This is a genomic window from Bartonella sp. AA126HLJHH, assembly GCF_042197425.1.
GTDB lineage: Bacteria > Pseudomonadota > Alphaproteobacteria > Rhizobiales > Rhizobiaceae > Bartonella.
Genome location: NZ_JBHIRU010000002.1, coordinates 57,080 through 76,486, shown reverse-complemented (window position 1 = coordinate 76,486; position 19,407 = coordinate 57,080). Strand labels below are relative to the sequence as shown.

Below are 19,407 nucleotides of genomic sequence, written 5' to 3'. Positions count from 1 at the left end.
TATTATGTTGTAGGACAAATGTTTAATAAACATTTGTCCTACAACTAAAGCCTTATTTTTTGAAAATTGGAAGAGCAACAAAACGATTTTGATCATTTGTTCGCACTTGTAAGAGTATAGCCTTTCGTCCTAACTGCTGAGCATTTTTGATTGTGTTAATAATATCAGAGACTCGTTTAACTGGTTTATTATTTACTGTCACAATGATATCACCAGGGCGTATCCCTTTATCTGCAGCATCTGAATCGGTATCGACATCCGTTACGACAACCCCTACACCATCATCAGAAGGCATAACAATCAAACCATAATCTTCCAATGTTTCATCTAAATCACTCTGTCCATTTGAATATTTTGAAGTCTCTTTCTTACTTTCATCTTCAGACATTGAAGCGAGTTTAACCTTTATACTCTCCTCCTTACCTGATCTCCAAATCCCTATGGTTACCATTTCTCCTGGTTTAATATTTGCAATACGTTTCGCCAGCTCACGCGCATCAGCAACTTTTTCATTATTCACTGAAATAATTACATCACCCGCTTTAATACCAGCCTTTTCTGCCGGTCCTTTTAACGGATCAGTAACCAAAGCACCTTTGGCTTCTTTCAATCCTATTGAATCGGAAATCTCCTTTGTTACCGGCTGAATCTGAACACCTAACCAACCACGTTGAACTGAACCTTTTTCAATAAGTTGTTGTACAACCTGTTTTACAGTCGCTGCTGGAATAGCAAAAGCAATCCCAACATTTCCTCCAGAAGGAGAAAAAATTGCTGTATTAACCCCAACAACCTTTCCATTAAGATCAAACGTTGGACCACCAGAGTTTCCTCTATTAACAGCAGCATCAATCTGAATAAAATCATCGTACACACCAGTGCCAATATCACGTCCACGTGCAGAAACAATACCTGCTGTCACAGTTCCACCAAGACCAAATGGATTCCCAATGGCAACAACCCAATCCCCAACACGAAGCTTTGAATCATCACCAAAATCAACATAAGAAAATTTTCTTTTATCATTCACTTTTAATACGGCAAGGTCGGTTTTGGGGTCTTTCCCAATGAGCTTTGCGTTCAATTCTGTACCATCATCAAGAACAACAGTATAACTTGTTCCGTCAGAAATCACATGATCATTGGTCACAATGTAACCATCAGATGAAATAAAAAAACCCGATCCAAAAGCAACAGGACGGAGTCTCTGCGATTGGTGCGGAAATTTATTTTTAGGTTTATCAAAATCATAAAACTCTTTAAAAAATCTTTTTAAAGGATGCTGATCTGGTAATTGATCAAGTCCTGGACCACTAAAAAAGTTGCTAAAGAACCTATCTTCTTTCTTTTTATTGCTCTTTACTTGTACTGCCACAACGGCTGGTTTCACTTGAGCAACAATATCGGCAAATCCCTGTTGTTGCATTAACGAAGTAAATACAGAACTTGCATGAGCCTTTGTCATCCACAAGCTTGATGTACATCCACTAAAAAACAGTGCACTTTCCAATATCGCAGAAAAACTCACTGCGACAAATGTTTTAAAGAAAGCCTTTTTAACCATTTATTCTATGCTCCTATTCAATCATACCTTTATTTCAATTCCGATCACTTATAAAATACCAGACCTTACCATTTTCTGTCTAAATTATTAAAGTTTTGTAAGGTTTCAGTATTCCCTAATATAATTACAATAAGATTGTCTGCTCATTGCAGATGATCTGATTTTTTCTTTTATGTAACATTTTTTTAATGCAATGACATTTTTGACTGTTCTTTTTCATTCACATAACGCATGATTATTCCGTTTGAAGTGGAAAAATATGATACTTACGCCAATGATAATAATGATCAAAGGCGAGAACCATAAAAACCAAGTTATCTTATTCAATGGTGGTTTCAAGAGAATAAATTCACCATATCGCTCAACAAGAAAGTCAGTGACTTGCTGATTACTATAGCCCATTTTTAGCCTTTCCCGAATTAAAAGCCGTAAATCACGTGCTAAAGCAGAATCTGAATCATCAATTGATTGATTTTGACAAACAGGACAACGTAAATGCGATGAAATATGGCGTGCTCGCGCTTCAAGAATCTTATTCTTTAAAATCTCATCCGGCTCTACTGCTATTGCTAATCGAAAAGGAAACGTTGCAATTAAAAAAAATACAATCCAAAGAATTTTTTTCATCTCAATGTCTTTTCCAAAAATTTAAAGCAAGCACTACCCTATTGTACATGCCAATGCGAAACCAATACCCCAAAAGAGAAAGACATCCCCCCATAGCCATCATGAATGCCCCTAACCAAATACATATTACATAAGGCTTCCACCATACGTGCACAACGAGACCCCGATTATCAATATGTCCCGGTACAATATATAGCTGTGATAAGCCATGATTTTTAAGACCAACTTCTGTTATTGATGTATTTTGGCTTGAATAAAATCGCTTTGAGGCTGTTACATGACCTACAATGTTTTTATTTTCATATATTTTAAAATAAAACTCCATTGTCGAATAATTCGAACCAACACCATCATACACTGCATCAAAATGAAGCGTTTTATCCGCTATCGTCACCCTATCCCCTACGTTCATGATTAAAATACGTTCTTGCCCAAAACTTGCTACGCAAACAATACCAAATAATGTAACGCCTAATCCCATATGTGCTATTGCTGCACCAAAAGTAGACCATGGCAATCCAAGAAATCTCTTAACGCGTACTGAAAAAGCTCTCTTGCCATATCCACTCTTTCCCCATAGATCCGCTAAACTGCCTAAAAAAACAAACGCTGAAAGCCCAATCCCTAAAACTGCAAAAATATCACGCACAGATGTCGCATAGAATATTATAAAACAGACGATACCAACCAATACAAAAACAAACCACAAGCGTTCAAAAACTGCAAGAAAATCACCGCGTTTCCATGCCATCATTGTCCCAAATGGAACAAACAACAACAGCAAAACCATTAGCGGTCCACAGGTAAGATTAAAAAAAGCAGCCCCTACAGAAATTTTTTGCCCTGTTAATATCTCAATAAAATAAGGATAAAGCGTACCAATCAATACTGTTGCTGTTATTGTTGTCAGTAACAAGTTATTTAAAACAATAAACCCTTCACGTGAAATTGGTTGAAAAAATCTTTCTGTTTTTAAAATAGGGGTACGCAAAGCAAAAAGAAGAAAAGCAGCTCCCGTAAAAAAAAATAAAAGAGCAAGAATTGCTTGCCCGCGTGCTGGATCAACAGCAAAACTATGAACAGAAACTAAAAGCCCAGAACGCACAAGAAAAGTTCCCATCAGAGAAAGGGAAAAAGTAAGCAGCGCTAAAAACAGAGTCCAACTTTTCAATATTTCTCGTTTTTCGAGAACAAGAGCAGAATGTAAAAGAGCCGTTCCTGAAAGCCACGGCATAAACGAAACATTTTCAACAGGATCCCAAAACCAATACCCCCCCCATCCTAGCTCATAATAAGCCCAATAAGAGCCAACCATAATACCCAATGTCAAAAAACACCAAGCAAGTAAAAGCCACGGACGAATCCCACGCGCCCAAATTCTATCAACCTGTCCCATAATCAATGCCGCAACGGCAAAAGAAAAACAAAGTGAAAAACCGACATAACCTAAATAAAGTAGCGGTGGATGAATTGCTAATGCGATATCTTGTAAAAGAGGATTGAGACCATTTCCCTGCAATGCTGGTGGATTCACGCGTAAAAATGGATTGGATACAAAAAGAATAAATAAAAGAAAAGCAGTTGTAATCCAACTTTGGCAAATTAAAACAAGCGTCTTAAAATCTTCTGGCAAATGTTGGCTAAAAAAAGCCATCAATGCGCTAAAAAAAGCAAGACTTAAAACCCATAACAACATAGAGCCTTCGTGGTTGCCCCAAACACCTGTAATTTTATAGAGCATCGGTTTTTCTGAATGAGAATTCTCAACAACGTTCAAAACAGAAAAATCAGATACGACATAAGCATAAATTATCACTAAAAAAGATAAAAGCAGTAATGTAAAAGTGATATATGTTAGAGGAACAACTGTTTGCATTAACAAACGCTCTCTCCACCAAAAACCTAAAGCAGGTAAAAATGCCCCTAATAAGCTTACTGAAAATGCTGCAGCTAAAAAAATATGACCCAGTTCGACAAGCACAATCGAATTATTTCTCCATAATGTAATGTTTTTTCAAACGATCAGCTGTTTCTTTAGGCATATAAGTTTCATCATGTTTTGCTAAAATACGCATCCCTATAAAAAAGCCCTGTTTATCGAAATGCCCTTCTACGATCACCCCCTGACCTTCACGAAAAAGATCCGGTAAGGCACCATTGAAAACTACTTTTTCATGTTTTTTGTTATCCGTTACAAAAAAAACAACGCCTCTCTCTCCAACATATTGAACAGTTCCCTTTTCAACAAAGCCACCCAAACGCAAAGGGCGCTCCGTTAAAATATCTTCTCTTGTAATTTCAGAGGGCATTCTAAAAAAACTGACCGCATGACGCATTGCATACACTATGAGACTTGCTGCAATTGTCATAACCAAACAACATAATAATATGATCAGTAAGCGCTTTTTTTTTCGCTGCTCTAAAATAACCTTCCATGAGGCAGAATTCTTTAAAGATTGACTGTTCATAGACACTCTGCGAAAAAATTTTAAATACGTTATAATTAAGTATCAATATTTTATTTTTTAAGAGCTTTGCACATCTTCTACATAGGTGCAAGATTTCTTTTCTTTGTATGCTTACTCGATAAATCACGTAACTGAATCATCATTTTTTTAACACGTGATTGTCCTGAAAAATTTTCAGGCATTGTATCAAGAAAGCTTTGTAAAAATTGCACTGCCTGTGCAGTTTTTCCTGCTTGATGCAATGCATCGGCTAACAATAAACGTGGATAAAAATCTGTTGGCGCTAAATCTGCTGCTTTTTGAAAAGCATTTTGCGCTTCTTGCGTTATCACTCCCCCTTCATAACCAACCAATGCTAAACCGTATCCTACAAGCCTTGGAGCTGTTTCTCCATTCAAACGAAGTGCATCTAAATAAGTATTCACTGCTTCTTGAAAAAGGCTTTCTTCGAGATACCCTACCGCTAACGCATCTGCTAGCTTGCCATCATGAGGTGCACGGAAAAAAAGCACTTGTAAACGAATAAGCTTTTCTTGCTTACTAAGAGTTTGAGGATCCTTATCCATTAATTCGCTAAAAAAATAACTTTTCACTTCTGGATTGCCTGTCAGCCCATAAATATTCCATGTCATAAGGAGAACAAACAAGATACTTAAAGCCTTAAGAATATTTCTTTTTTTATAATGCATATAAAGCTTGTTAAACTCAATCATACGCTTATGGCTTCTATAACCACCCACGGTTTGAACTTTCCATTCTTTTTTTATCTCATCGTCAAAACGTAGTGAAAGAAAAAGAACACTTGCCAGAAAAATCAGAAAAAATGCTGCAAAAATCAATAAGAGCATATCGTTTTTTTCCAATACGAACAGAGAATAACTCGCTTACATTTTATCCTCTTCATGAGAAAAGTGATGTGAATTAATAAAAATTCATTTTTTCATGGAGAATATTATAAAATCTATTATATATATCAATTAAACAAAGAAACTAAAAACAATGTTTCCCTACTCTTTGATGTATTATCTGAAAATACTGCTTTACAAACTTTATAGACATTTCTTGCTTAAGGAGAAAATATGTTATTCTCCCATCTTAGGTAATAAAACTTTTGCATACAACCCACCCAAATCAGAACGTGATAAAAAGAGATTGCCACCATATTCACTGACCATATCTGAAACAATTGCTAACCCTAAGCCTGACCCTAGTTTACTTTCATTAAACCGCCGCCCTCTTTTTAATGCTTCATCAATTTTGTCTTCTGTTAAACCAGGACCATCATCTTCTACAAAGATGCTAAAATATTCTGTTTCTTCAGCATTTTCTTCTAAACAACAAGAGATCAAAACCTTTGCGCGAGACCACTGAGTAGCATTTTCAATCAAATTCCCTATAATTTCTTCTAAATCTTCCTTCTCTCCAGAAAAAACAATATCATCAACATCCATAATAAATTGAATTTGTTTTTCAGGATTAAGCTTTTTCATAACCCGCACCAAGCGTTCAAGCACACTGCGAACAGACGTATGATAGACAACACTATCGCATTGTGCTGCAATCCGCGCACGCTGAAGATAATGATTGATTTGAGCTTGCATTATTTGCGTTTGCTCTCTCAACAAACTAGCCTTTTCTCCGCGCATCTTATCTGTCTCATTCATAATCACGGATAGAGGCGTCTTCAATGAATGCGCGAGATTACCAACCTGTGTGCGAAATCGCTCGATAATACGCTGATTATTATTAATGAGAGCATTCATCTCTTGTACAAGCGGCATCACTTCGCTTACTAAATCCGTATTCACATAATGAACTCTTCCTTCGCGAATATCATTCAATGCACATCGAATAAGCTTCAACGGTTGAAAACTAAAGAAAATAATAGCAATATTAATAAGAACACTCCCGATACCGAAACTCCAAAGAAAAATTTGCAAAGTTCGCTTAAATTCCTTTACCTGGGCATGAGCTTCATCGATATTCCCAACAAGCCGAAAACGTGCAATATGATTTTTATTATCAAGAACAACATCACTCTCAATCACTTGTAGCTTTTGACCATTGTTCCCCGTTATCCGATAAGAGCGAAAGAATTTATTGTCAAAAGGTATATCAACATCACTTGGTGTAAATATCTCGCCTGTTCCCAATGAGGGAGATGTCAATCTTCCTTTTAAATTATGGGATATCGCAACAACTTCCCAATACCATCCTGTTGTTGGATCAGAATAACGAATATCATCAATCCCAGCCCCTCCTATCAAAGTACCTTCCGATGACACCGTCACTGTTGCAATAAGACTGTAGAGTTGAGCAGAAAGGATACGCTCTAGGCTTTGTTCAGTTGAACGCTTATAAAATAAAATACTTACTGCAGAAATCGATAAAAGAGAAATAACAACCCATAATGTTGATAAGATCATAACACGTAAACTGAGAGATCGAGTAATTACAAAAAAGAACCTCCTACACCAATTATTCTCTTCAAAAACATTCATTAATCACCTAGCATTCTCACGCGATACCCCATTCCTCGAATAGTTTCAATCAAATCCACTCCAAGCTTTTTCCGTAACCGACCTACAAAGACTTCCACCGTATTCGAGTCCTTATCAAAATCCTGATCATAAAGATGTTCTGTAAGCTCTGTTCTTGAAATGACCCTGTCACAATGATGCATGAGATACGAAAGCAGTCTGAATTCATAAGATGTTAGTTTAATCAATTGACCATCTACAAAAACACGAGACGTCTTTGTATCCAACAAAACATTTCCGCAACATAATGCACTTGTCGCATGTCCCGTAGTGCGACGAATTAATGCTCGCAAGCGCGCCATCACTTCCTCCAAATGAAATGGCTTCACAACATAATCGTCAGCTCCAGCATCAATACCTTGCACCTTATCAGACCAACGGTCTCGCGCCGTTAGCATTAAAACAGGCATGGAGAGCCCTTCTTGACGCCACTTTTCAACAACACTAATACCATCAATCTGCGGTAAACCTATATCAAGTATCACCGCGTCGTAAGACTCTGTGCTCCCTAAAAAATAAGCCTCTTCACCATCGAAAGCACTATCGGAAACATATCCTGCACGTCTTACAGCTTCTGCTAATTGATGGTGAAGATTCCGATCATCTTCAACGATTAAGATACGCATCACAACACCATCTGCCAAAAACTAATCAGCAGGAACAAAAAATTCAACACGACGTAACTTTTCACCATTACGGGCTGGTACAACAACCACAATTGCACACATGTTCTTTCCATCCTGAACAACCGGTTTTGAACGGACGAGAACCCCGCTCTCTTGTGCGGCAGCCTTCTTACCTACTTCAGCACACCCAGAAGCTAGAACAGAATCTGCTCCTAAAAAAGCTGCTATTATTACGAACAAGAATTTTTTTTTCATCATAAATATTTCAATAACCCATCTCTTCTTTTCCTTGATAAAGGATAAAAGAAATAATGGTTTTTTTGGGTCGACTTAAAAATCACAAATGGAAATAATTTATCCTCTATCTTACAGAAGAACACATTAATATTATTCCAAATTTTTAAAAACTCAAAATAAAATATTTTTAATAATGAGAATAAAATTTATTCAATAAAATAATAAAATCTTAATACACTATCTTATGAAAAATGAATAATTCTAAAATAAACTCTTTCTCTGTTAGCACTATAGCAAAAAAATACTTCTACTCCATATAATTATTGTAGATTTGTTTGGTTGTATTTCTTTGCCATAGGCTCTCTTTAAATGTTTGATTTTTTTAAAAAAAAGAAAAGGCAACATCGTAAGCCATTTCACAGTCCTGCTCTCATTGAATTAGACGCACGATTAGACACAGCGCTTTATCACATTCGTTCTGCTAACAGTTTTTTCTGGAAAAAGGCAAAAATCGTCTCACAAAATTTTCATCTTCAAGGATGGAAACGTTTTATCGTTGAAGTTCTCGATGAAATACTAACATTAGGGTTGATGGGATTTACTCTTTTTACCATTTTTGGCATTTCTGTTTTTGAACTGACCAAAACAGATTGGTCTTCTCCTAAAAACTTTTCCATTCTTTTTCTAGATCGCTATGGAAATTCCATTGGGCACCGTGGTGCACTGCCGGCAATCTCTGTCCCCGTTGAAGAAATGCCTGACACTGTCATTAAAGCGGTTCTCGCTACAGAAGACCGTCGTTTTTTTGATCATTGGGGTATTGATTTTCAAGGACTTACACGGGCAATTTCACAAAATATGCAAGCTAAAGGTGTGGTGCAAGGTGGTTCAACTCTCACACAACAATTGGCTAAAAATTTATTCTTAACAAACGAGAGAACCATAACACGTAAAATCAAAGAAGCTTATCTTGCTCTTTGGCTAGAAGCAAATTTTAGCAAAAAGCAGATTTTACAACTTTATCTTGACCGAGCCTATATGGGAGGAAACAATTTTGGTATTGCCGCAGCGGCAAAATTTTATTTTGGAAAAAACATACGTCATGTATCTTTAAGTGAATCTGCTATGTTAGCAGGACTCTTTAAAGCTCCAACAAAATATGCTCCTCATAGTCATCTCTTTGCTGCTCAAACACGTGCCAATGTCGTCCTTTCTAATCTTGTTAATAGTGGCTTTATGACAAAGAGCCAAATTATCAATGCGCATCGCCACCCTGCTAAGGCACTTCCCCAAATAGAAAATAATCAGCCAGATTATTTTCTTGATTGGGCATTCGAGGAAGTCAAAAAAATGCGCAATCAACTTCCAAGCCATAGTTTAATTATTCAAACAACCCTTGATCCGAATATTCAAAAAGCAGCAGAAGAATCAATCGCATATCATTTACATCAATATGGTCAACAATATCGCGTAACCCAAGCTGCCACCGTTATACTCGATAATAATGGTGCCGTATGTGCAATTGTTGGAGGACTAGATTATAAAAAGAGTCAATTTAACAGAGCAACACAAGGCGGACGGCAAACTGGTTCTTCATTCAAACCTTATGTTTACGCAACCGCACTGGAACACGGACTTTCTCCCTCGACAATCGTTTTAGATGCTCCGATCAATTGGGGAGGTTGGACACCAAAAAATAATTCTGGCCGTTATTTGGGGAAAATTGATTTAGCAACAGCTTTAGCTTTTTCTATTAATACAGTCCCTGTTTATCTCACCTACCAATATCTTCACCGCGATACCCAACCTATCATAGATCTCATTAAAAATATGGGGATTAACGCGCATATTTTATCACACAAAACAATGGTTCTTGGCACTTCCAATATGACCCCCATGGATCAAGCTACAGGCTTTAATGTCTTTGCCAATGGAGGAATAGCGGGTAATCGTCATGGGTTTACGCAAATCAAAACAATTGATGGTCGTGTCGTGTGGAATTTCGAACATAACGGAAAAAAACTACACCGAGTTCTGAGTGAACAATCAACAGCTTATATGAACCAAATGATGGTGGGTGTCACGACACGAGGATCTGGTAAGCGTGCTGCTCTGCCCATGACTCTCGTCTCAGGGAAAACTGGAACATCACAATCTTATCGTGATGCTTGGTTTGTTGGCTTTACAGGCAATTATACGGGAGCCGTATGGATGGGAAATGATAACTTTTCACCGATGAATCGTGCTTTTGGGGGTGGCGTTCCTGCCATGATATGGCATCGCATCATGCTTGCTGCACATCAAAATATCATGCTCAAACAGCTCTATGGTGTTAAAGATTCTCTCCTTCCTTATCAGCCCCCAGTACTTTCTTCCCATGCAGATTCTGAAGTTCCTCCTCCAATACCCTCTACGCTTTCTCCTGAAACATTAAATATTGTGCGATTGATTAACAAAGATCTGAAAAAACCATCTGCAATTTCTTTGAAGATGAAAACAACTGGAGATTCAACATTTTGAATTCAAGATATTCACTGATGTTTTTTAATATCACCATTTTCTTTTTTATCTTCGCTTTTTCCATTTTATGTGGAACACTGAGTGTCGATTATGTGCTCAATTCCTTTCCTCATTTTGAACGCTTTAGAATTGGAAAATGGAGTGCTTATCCAAAAATGGGAACCGCCAATATGGATCCTTATACCCGCGCCCGCACGACCAAACGAGGCATTGTTTCAATCGGACGAACTGAAGGTATTCAATTCCAGATTTGGCAAGATAACCAAGGGCGTCCACTTCATCATCACTGTCATTATTTACTCAAAGGCACCATCCCTGAAACCCGTCTTTTTACCCTTTATACAGCTGACAAATCCCTAAAACCCTATACTTCATCCAAAGAAATACCTTTTGAACTCCACACTGACAATATTATCTATGAGCATGATGGCTCATTGCGCATTAATATTTCACCCACACCGCAAACCGGCAATTGGCTTGCAACAGTTAGTCAAAAAGAATTCGGGCTTATTCTTACTTTATACGATACCCCAATCATCTCAGCAACGGCATTACAAACGCTTACAATGCCATCAATAGAACAAATCCCATCAGGACAAATAAATTGTGACTAGATTTATTTATATCGCACTTCTTGCAATCATTGGCGCTATTATCGTTCATATTTGCGTTCTCTTTCTCATCCCCTATTGGGCACAAGATAATATATGGACAGCACTAAAAAAATCTGGAACCTCTTATCAATTTGTCGATTTTACTCCCGATAATCCTATTCAACAATCTGCTGATCCCCTCTTTCTTCTTAAAGTCTGCAGATTTAACCTTGAAAATGGACCTGTTCATTTAAAAGCTTTGAAAACACGACAATTTTGGTCACTAGCAGCCTACACACACAACGGAATTATTTTCTATAGCCTTAATGACCGAACAGCCCCTGATGCGACACTCGATCTTATCATTGGAAAACCAATACAAATCATAGAACTCAAAAAATCAAAACCTAAAAAAAATACCAATTCAGTTTTGGTTGCTAAAAATTTGAATGAAGGGTTTGTTATTTTACGTACTTTTGTCCCTTCTTCCCTTGCGGGAAAAGAAAGTGAAGCTTTCCTTTCATCTGCGACCTGCCGTATATTTTATGAATAAAAACCGACTAACCTCTCATTTGTACAACACCTTCCTTTCTATACAAAATACATGAAGCCTATCAAAATGGTTATCTTTTTTCTCTATTAATTGAATATTCAAATTTATCTGATTATAAATCCCTCAATTTTTTATTGAGATATAATGAAATCTCTATTGCACATCATCATATCCTATTTGATACGCATTATCTGACAGAAAAAACTCCCCGCAATCAGAAGAGAAAAATCAAGAGTAAAGCTCTAAAAAATATGCTGCTAACAATTGTAAAACTTGTTATTTGAGTTTATTTCTTTTTATTTACAAACATTCCCATAAAATTCGCATCAATAACATGATAAACTATAGAAGAAATACTGTTTACCTTCAATGAAGTGCCAAAACAATCGCTGGAAACTTATAAGACATTACGCATCCTTGACCTCAAAAATAAGTGCTTTATTTTTGTTTTATGAGCATAAGCTTTTTGTAAGATAGCACTCTGAAAAAACTTGGCTTATAGTTTACAATTGAGGGGAAAAACTTCATGAAGAAGAGATATGTTCGGTTAATTTCAAGAGCAGCAGTATGGTCCCCTCGATTTGGTGGTTTAGCCTTCTTTATTTTATTATTTTCAGTCATTTTACAACGTTTTTCCGTCATTAACATAAGCGACTTCATAATTTTGATAGGTATCTCTACTGGCTGTGTAATTATTTCTCTTTTTCTGGCTATTAAAGCACTTCATAGTTTGTGGGTCTATGGTGCTCTAGGGGGAATGAAAGCTTTAAAAGGGATAATTTATTCGTTGATAACAGCCACACCATTGATGCTCTTTTTTGGACTTTGGTTTACCTTACCGGCTCTTTACGACGTTTCTACCGATACACAAAGCCCGCCGGCTTTTTTTCGCACAATACGTCCCAGCGATGCTTTACCGCTCAAAAGTGTTTTGACTGAACAAGCAGCAATACAGATGTCACAATGGCCAGAAATATCGGGGCGCCGTTATGATGGCTCACCTGACCGTATTCGCGAATCCGTTCTTAATGTTTTAGCAGCCTATGATTGGCCTGTTGTGGCTCAACGAGAGTTTAAAGGTGAAGAAAATGCGCTTTATATTGAAACAATGGCAAAAACTTTTTACCTTGGTTTTATTTCAGACATTGTGATACGCTTAACCAATGAAGGGGATACAACTTTTGTTGATATGCGTTCTGCTTCTCGTTATTTGCCAAGAGATTTGGGGACAAATGCTGCTTTTATTATCGATTTTATGGATGCCCTTGATACAGAAATCGCCTCACTTCCTCTCTCACAAGACGATGAATAACAATCTAAGAGAAATAAGGCATTTTATTTCATAAAAGTTGCCTATTTTTCAATAAATCATGATACATAAGCAAACAATCACTTTTCAAAAACTATAAATTGATAATCCTTATACAAAAGATAATAATCTCAAAACAACCCATGCTTGAAATAATGAAAAAGATTAAAAAAATAGGAAATAAAAAACAGAAATATTGATAATAATATTAAAGTCTCTGTCTAACTGTAATCAGTAAATATTTTTTAAAGTTTAATATTATATAAAAATAATAACTTATTTTTTATAAATAACTCTACAAATAACACCTTATAATTATATTTTTAAAATAATATAACAACTTGATTTTATATTATTTAAAAATTCCCATATATTCAATTAATAAATTTGCAGCATAATATAATATAAAAAACCTAATTGTTGTTAATATTGTCCTTTTTATACTCCAGTTCTTACCTTTAAATCTATTGTAAAAAAACATGCAAAGTCCAAATCCAATTGCTGTCATTAAGGAGCTAGTAAAAGTATGCATAACAAAAAATCCAGACTGAAATTTCATCTACTTTATGAATGATTTAAGAGAGAGAGCAATAGAGTATAATTCAAATAATAAACTTAACTTAATTAAATATAATTTTATATATAAACAATCTTTATAAAATTCCCATATATTTAACTAATAAAATTCCAAAATAATATAATATAAAAAACATAATTGTTGATAATATTTTCCTTTTTATACTCCAGTTCTTACCTTTAGATCTATTGTAAAAAAAAAATTGAAAATCCATATATAAACGTTACCAATAAGGCGCCAGTAAAATTATTCATAACAAAAAAATCCAAAATAAAATATCTATTGTCTTAAACAAAAATATCCCTGAAATCAGTTTAGCCATAGCTTTAAAGTATGTTTACGATATCACTGATCTCAGAAATATCTTTATCGTTATTTTCTAAATAAATTAGAAACAGTGTTCTTCCACTTTACGGATGGCATTGATTGTACTTATCTATCAAACCGATAGGCAGCTCCTAATAATCCGCCTCCTACTACTCTAGGTAGACCAGCTACTGCACCCAGCCCCTCCTCCTAATAAAGGGCTCCCACGAGACCGCCTGTGCCTACTGTTTGAGCATAAGAGCCTGCGCTACAACCATCTTATTCTGGAAAAAGCCAACTTTTGGGATGTGAGTTACTACTTTAATCATCTGATGATGCATGCTATTTAGCAAAAAAATCAAATATAATTTGTAAAATGTATAAATTATGATAAATAATAAAATGCTGATAATAACGTAATTCTATATTATTTTAAAATTCCCGTATATTCAATTAATAAATTTGCAGCATAATATAGTATAAAAAACCTAATTGTTGATAATATTTCCATTTTTATACTCCAGTTCTTACCTTTAAATCTATTGTAAGAAAACATTAAAAATCCATATATAAACGTTGCCAATAAGGAGCCAGTAAAAGTATGCATAACAAAAAATCCAGACTGAAATTTCATCTACTTTATGAATGATTTAAGAGAGAGCAATAGATTATAATTCAAATAATTATAATTTTATATATAAGCAATCTTTATAAAATTCCCATATATTTAACTAATGAATTTCCAGCATAATATAATATAAAAAACATAATTGTTGATAATATTGTCCTTTTTATACTCCAGTTCTTACCTTTAAATCTATTGTAAAAAAACATGCAAAATCCAAATCCAATTGCTGTTACTAAGGAGCCAGTAAAAGTATCCATAACAAAAAATCCAAAATAAAATATCTATTATCACACACAAAAATATCCCTGAAATCAGTTTAGCCGTAGCTTTAAAGTATGTTTACAATATCACTGATCTCAGAAATATCTTACTAGCTATTTTCTAAATAAATTAGAAACAGTGTCCCTCCACTTTACGGATGACATTGATTGTACTTATCTATAAAACCACTAATAGCTCCTCCTAATCCGCCTGCTACTGCTGTTTCCGGACCACCTAATAAACCAATTAATGCTCCTGCGCCTCCCTTTATGGCCGCTGTTTCGACATAATCGCTTACTTCACAACTTGGATTCGGATGGCATTCATTGTACTTATCTATAAAACCGTCAGCCGCTCCTCCTAATCCGCCTATTGCTGCTCCTTCCGGACCAAATAATGCACCAGATGCTAGTCCTATGCCTCCGTGTATGGCAGCTGCTTCAACATAATCGCTTGTTTCACAACTTGGTGCCGTATAGCATGCATTGTATTTATCTACCACAGCGTCACCAGCTCCTGCTAGTCCACCTCCTATTGCTCCATTGACAAAGCCAGAACCGACACCTCCCGGTCCAGAAAAAAGACCTCCAACTGCACCAGCAATACCTCCTATTAATTCTCCTACGATGCCACCTGCACCTGCTGCTTGGGCATGAGCGCCTGCGCTACAATCATCTTCTTCTGGAAAAAGCCAACTTTTTGGATGTGAGTTACTACTTGAATCATTTGATGAGCTTGAACTACCCATTTAAATCCTCCTTTTATTATTAAAAATAACTGTATCATAACGATACAGTGGGAATTTCATTATTGTTCATTTTAGCAAATATCAAATATAATTTGTATAAATAACAATAAAAATACTGTATAAATAAAATATACATTTTGTTTGTATTGCATACATACAAAATGTATATTTTGTATAAATATAATACTATTTACAATACTGTTTAAATATGCGACATCCATCGCTCTTTCTCTTAAACAAAATCATAAATTCAAATGAGTCATTCACAAGAAAAACCTGTATCATTCTCTTGGTTTACAAGAACAACAAAGAAATATATTTATTATGTCATCGAACTCAGTTGCGTTGCTGTTGTTTTGCGCTTACTTGGCTTGGTGAATCCTTTTATTTTTCAAGCGATTATCGACCGTATTCTCCCTTTTCAACGTATTGAAAGTCTCTATGCTATCGTTGTCTTGATGGTTGCTATTATGCTGTTTAGCACGGCTCTTAGCACTCTATCAGGCTACTTAGGTGCTTATTTAGCCAATCGGCTTACATTAGAATTTGGGCGGCGTATTTACAGCCATCTGTTAAGTCTTTCCTTGCCCACTTTACGCCGTTGGCAAGTAGGAGAATTGTTTTCACGTATTGGAGAAGTTGATACAATTCGCGGTTTTTTAACAGGAACCATCGCCACAACTGTGCTAAATGTTCTCTTTGCCATTATTTATATTGTTGCACTCTTTTCCATTAGTCCGAAACTGACCTTCATTGTCCTTATCATTTTACCTTTACAAATGGGTTCTTTAGCGTTGGTCGGTCCCTTCTTGCGCCGCCAATTACGCCGTTCTTTCACTCTGCAAGCTGTCCATAAATCGCGCCTTATTGAAAGTTTTACCAATCTTGAAGCCATTAAAGCACATGTAAAAGAATCTGCTCATACGATACGCATGCAAGAAACTTTAGCTCGTAGTTTAGATCAAAGCCTTACAACCAGTAAATTGCATCTTCTCAATGGAGCCATGAGCCATATTTTTGGTGATCTTTTCACTATTTTTATTATCTTTTTTGGTGCTCAGGCAGTTCTTCAAAACCAGATTACGCTAGGGCAACTTATTGCCTTTCATCTCCTCGCTGGAAATGTTTCTGGTCCTATCTTAAGCCTTGCATCCCTATGGGAAGAATGGCAGCATTTGAAAATCTCTCGTCTTCGTTTGGGCGATATTCTTAACTCCCCTTCAGAATGGGAAGAAGAAAAGCCGCCTCTTCAACTCAGCGCTCCTCCTCATCTTGAAGCCAACGATCTCTGTTTTTCTTATGGAGATAAATCCATTATCAATCATCTTGATGTCTGTTTACAACCTGGGCAACCAATTATGTTACTTGGTCCTTCAGGGTGCGGAAAAACAACCTTGGCGAAGCTCCTTTGTGGACTCTACCCCCCAACAAGCGGGAAGATATTGATTAACGCCCAACCTTTACAGAATTTTGATGTCCGTAGCGTGCGTGAAACAATCGCGTACTTTCCTCAAAATCCTTGCCTTTTTTCCGGAACCATTCTTGAGAATATGCTTCTTGCTAAACCAGATGCCACTAAAGATGAAATTGACGCTGCACTATATGTTAGTGCTTGCCATGATTTGATTGCTCAGTTGCCTCTAGGACTCCATACTCAAGTAGGAGAGCAAGGTGGTTTTTTATCGGGTGGTCAGCGCCAACGCTTGGCTTTGGCTTGTTTCTTTCTGATAAACCCAAGCCTGCTTATTTTAGATGAACCTACTTCCGCATTAGATGACGCTGTCAGTGCACAAATTGTTGAGCATTTATATAAACTTTCGCAAGATCGTATTGTTCTTGTTATTACCCACAAAAGTGACCTCTTTCCTCAACATGCAACCGTCTTAAACTTTACTGATTTGGAGGCAAAAAATGGCAGATAAAACTCCTTATTTGCGCCCTTTGTCACCAACGCTTCATATGGTGCTTGCTGTTTTGATTGCTTTATTTCTCTTTATTGTGATCGGCAGCTTTATCGCAAAAACAGAGATTGTTGCACGGGGGCAAGGAAGTGTTATTCCCACCGCTTACGTTCAGCTGGTCCAAGCGCAAAATACAGGACGCATTGAGAAAATCCTTGTAAAAGAAGGGCAATTTGTTCATCAAGGGGATCTCCTTATTCAATTAGATCCCCGTGAAGCCCTCAATGAGTGCGCACGTGTTCAAGCAGATATCGCGCAACAAACCCTTCAAGCACAAATCGCAACAGCTATTTTAACAGCTTTGCATGAAAGTGATCCTTTGGATAAAGATTTTGTGACCAAAGGGCTTGCCTATCTGCCAGCTCCTCCTTCTGGCAACGCGACTGCAAGAATAGAAGGGGAAAAACTCATTAGCGCTACCCTTCAATCTCTCCAAGATAAATTAAGAGCGCTAAAAGCACAAGCGGACCGCGTCGAGCGCAGCGGTGCAACACAACATGCGCAATTAGATAGGTTGGAAGATGATCGTCAATTAAGCCAAGGAAAATTAAAGGCTGCAAAAAGCCTAATGGAAACAAAAGTCATCAGCCAAGCGGTTTATTTAGAGCGTTTACATGATTTTAAAAATGTCGAGCATGAAATTTTAACCAATCAAAGACGTTTGGAAGAAAATGCCGCCGAAATAAACACCCTCCGCCAACAACGGAAAAGTCTCATTTCCGATGAAATCGCCCGCTATCGGCAACTTTCGCGTGAAACAGAACTGAATCTTCAAGGATTAAAAGCAAAGCTTGATAGTACTCAATACCATCTTGACCACTTATCACTCTATGCGCCTGTTGATGGACGTATCGATGATTTAAGTATCCATACTTTGGGCGGCTTTGTAGAAGCTGGTAAAACGCTTATGCGTATTGTCCCTGATGCAGGTGGTCTCATTGTTGAAGCGTTTTTTGATAATCGAGATATTGGTTTTTTAGAAAAGGGTCAACGTGCTTACATCAAATTTTCTGCCTTTCCACCTGAACGTTTCGGTGTTATCCACGGTACAGTCGTTAATGTAGGCGCTACAGCGCGCTATAATAAAGAAATTAATGGTGTCTATGCTGTTTTAATCAAAATTGACCAAGATCACATCACTTTGAATAACAAACATCTTAAATTTATCCCTGGCATGACTGTGGCAACGGATGTCATTACCTCAAAACGGCGTCTCATTTCCTATTTCTTTGAACCTATTACCAAAGTTTTAGAACAATCTCTAAAGGAAAGATAATGTCTGTAAATGAAAATTCATCACCATCATTCATAGACCCTCTTACGGCTTTGGGTGCCATGGTTGTTTTAATGCTCACATCTCCCTTATACCGCCGCTGGCGAATCTGGGATATCGAACGAAATTTAGGACCAGCTTTACAGACTGGGCAATACAAGCTCTATAAAAATGAACGTGGAGAATTTTGTGCCTTTATCACTTGGGCTTTTTTAGATGAGAAAAATCATCAATCTATGCTTGATAAGGGAGAATTTTTACCTGATGCCAATTGGCAGAATGGAAAATACGTATGGTTTATTGATTGTGTAGCACCCTATGGCCATACTGCTCATATTGTACGCGATATGCAACGAAATATATTTCCTGATCAGCGTTATTGTTATGCTGTACGACGTAATGAAGATGGTGGAATGCGAAAAATTGCACGCTGGTGTTGCTATAGAGCGCAAAATCCAGCCAAATAGTTTTTCTAAAGCAAGTGCGCATCAATCATTTACCCCTCGTCTTATAGAAAAGAATCTTTTAAAAGAGCTCTTTAAGCGATAGCTATAGCAAGAGAACCTTACCATATTTAGAGCTAACCCGCTACAAATAGGTGTTTTTCAGCTTACCA

The 19,407-nt window shown here is 36.7% G+C and carries 16 protein-coding genes; 7 read left to right on the top strand and 9 right to left on the bottom strand.

The genetic code is table 11. From position 1 onward, the window contains the following. Positions 1-52: 52 nt before the first annotated feature. The 8 genes from ACFIQC_RS01575 to ACFIQC_RS01540 all read right to left on the bottom strand — a co-directional run bounded on the left by ACFIQC_RS01575 (position 53) and on the right by ACFIQC_RS01540 (position 8,083). Complete coding sequence (locus ACFIQC_RS01575) at positions 53-1,564, bottom strand: Do family serine endopeptidase (protein WP_375611163.1); 1,512 nt, start codon at positions 1,562-1,564, stop codon at positions 53-55. A 216-nt stretch (positions 1,565-1,780) separates the two neighbouring features. Continuing rightward, complete coding sequence (locus ACFIQC_RS01570; RefSeq protein ID WP_375706647.1) at positions 1,781-2,191, bottom strand: cytochrome c-type biogenesis protein CcmH; 411 nt, start codon at positions 2,189-2,191, stop codon at positions 1,781-1,783. Position 2,192: 1 nt separating this feature from the next. Then, on the bottom strand, positions 2,193-4,172 hold the full coding sequence (locus tag ACFIQC_RS01565) for a heme lyase CcmF/NrfE family subunit (protein WP_375640254.1): 1,980 nt from the start codon (positions 4,170-4,172) through the stop codon (positions 2,193-2,195). Positions 4,173-4,179: 7 nt separating this feature from the next. Further along, on the bottom strand, positions 4,180-4,659 hold the full coding sequence (gene ccmE, locus ACFIQC_RS01560) for a cytochrome c maturation protein CcmE (protein WP_375611160.1): 480 nt from the start codon (positions 4,657-4,659) through the stop codon (positions 4,180-4,182). Positions 4,660-4,736: 77 nt separating this feature from the next. After that, positions 4,737-5,507 (bottom strand): tetratricopeptide repeat protein, encoded by a 771-nt coding sequence (locus tag ACFIQC_RS01555; RefSeq protein ID WP_375640259.1) that lies wholly within the window; start codon positions 5,505-5,507, stop codon positions 4,737-4,739. Positions 5,508-5,741: 234 nt separating this feature from the next. Next, positions 5,742-7,160: an ATP-binding protein gene (locus ACFIQC_RS01550; RefSeq protein WP_375612998.1), complete on the bottom strand. Its 1,419-nt coding sequence runs from the start codon at positions 7,158-7,160 to the stop codon at positions 5,742-5,744. Next, entirely contained in the window at positions 7,160-7,825 is a 666-nt protein-coding gene (locus ACFIQC_RS01545; protein ID WP_375612999.1) for a response regulator transcription factor, read from the bottom strand. Before ACFIQC_RS01545 ends, ACFIQC_RS01550 begins: the two co-directional genes overlap by 1 nt. 21 nt (positions 7,826-7,846) lie before the next feature. Further along, complete coding sequence (locus ACFIQC_RS01540) at positions 7,847-8,083, bottom strand: hypothetical protein (protein ID WP_375611157.1); 237 nt, start codon at positions 8,081-8,083, stop codon at positions 7,847-7,849. A 348-nt stretch (positions 8,084-8,431) separates the two neighbouring features. On the opposite strand from ACFIQC_RS01540, the gene ACFIQC_RS01535 reads away from it, so the two are divergent. The 4 genes from ACFIQC_RS01535 to ACFIQC_RS01520 all read left to right on the top strand — a co-directional run bounded on the left by ACFIQC_RS01535 (position 8,432) and on the right by ACFIQC_RS01520 (position 13,040). Then, entirely contained in the window at positions 8,432-10,582 is a 2,151-nt protein-coding gene (locus ACFIQC_RS01535) for a transglycosylase domain-containing protein (protein WP_375706646.1), read from the top strand. 17 nt (positions 10,583-10,599) lie between these two features. Further along, the gene (locus tag ACFIQC_RS01530; RefSeq protein ID WP_375706645.1) at positions 10,600-11,196 is read left to right on the top strand and encodes a DUF1214 domain-containing protein; all 597 of its coding nucleotides are present in this window, start codon (positions 10,600-10,602) and stop codon (positions 11,194-11,196) included. After that, positions 11,189-11,728 (top strand): hypothetical protein, encoded by a 540-nt coding sequence (locus ACFIQC_RS01525; protein WP_375706644.1) that lies wholly within the window; start codon positions 11,189-11,191, stop codon positions 11,726-11,728. The genes ACFIQC_RS01530 and ACFIQC_RS01525 overlap by 8 nt, the downstream gene beginning before the upstream one ends. A gap of 526 nt (positions 11,729-12,254) precedes the next feature. Then, positions 12,255-13,040, top strand: coding sequence for a DUF1499 domain-containing protein (locus ACFIQC_RS01520; protein WP_375706643.1), 786 nt, complete (start codon positions 12,255-12,257; stop codon positions 13,038-13,040). Positions 13,041-14,960: 1,920 nt separating this feature from the next. Here the strand turns inward: ACFIQC_RS01520 and ACFIQC_RS01515 are convergent. After that, entirely contained in the window at positions 14,961-15,557 is a 597-nt protein-coding gene (locus ACFIQC_RS01515; protein WP_375673721.1) for a hypothetical protein, read from the bottom strand. Positions 15,558-15,811: 254 nt separating this feature from the next. Between ACFIQC_RS01515 and ACFIQC_RS01510 the strand changes: the two genes are divergently transcribed. Genes ACFIQC_RS01510 through ACFIQC_RS01500 form a run of 3 tightly spaced genes read left to right on the top strand, consistent with a single transcriptional unit; the run spans position 15,812 to position 19,258 of the window. After that, positions 15,812-17,479 (top strand): peptidase domain-containing ABC transporter, encoded by a 1,668-nt coding sequence (locus ACFIQC_RS01510; protein ID WP_375706642.1) that lies wholly within the window; start codon positions 15,812-15,814, stop codon positions 17,477-17,479. Next, on the top strand, positions 17,469-18,794 hold the full coding sequence (locus ACFIQC_RS01505; protein WP_375706641.1) for an HlyD family type I secretion periplasmic adaptor subunit: 1,326 nt from the start codon (positions 17,469-17,471) through the stop codon (positions 18,792-18,794). The genes ACFIQC_RS01510 and ACFIQC_RS01505 overlap by 11 nt, the downstream gene beginning before the upstream one ends. After that, positions 18,794-19,258, top strand: coding sequence for a toxin-activating lysine-acyltransferase (locus ACFIQC_RS01500; RefSeq protein WP_375629481.1), 465 nt, complete (start codon positions 18,794-18,796; stop codon positions 19,256-19,258). The genes ACFIQC_RS01505 and ACFIQC_RS01500 overlap by 1 nt, the downstream gene beginning before the upstream one ends. Positions 19,259-19,407 lie beyond the last annotated feature (149 nt).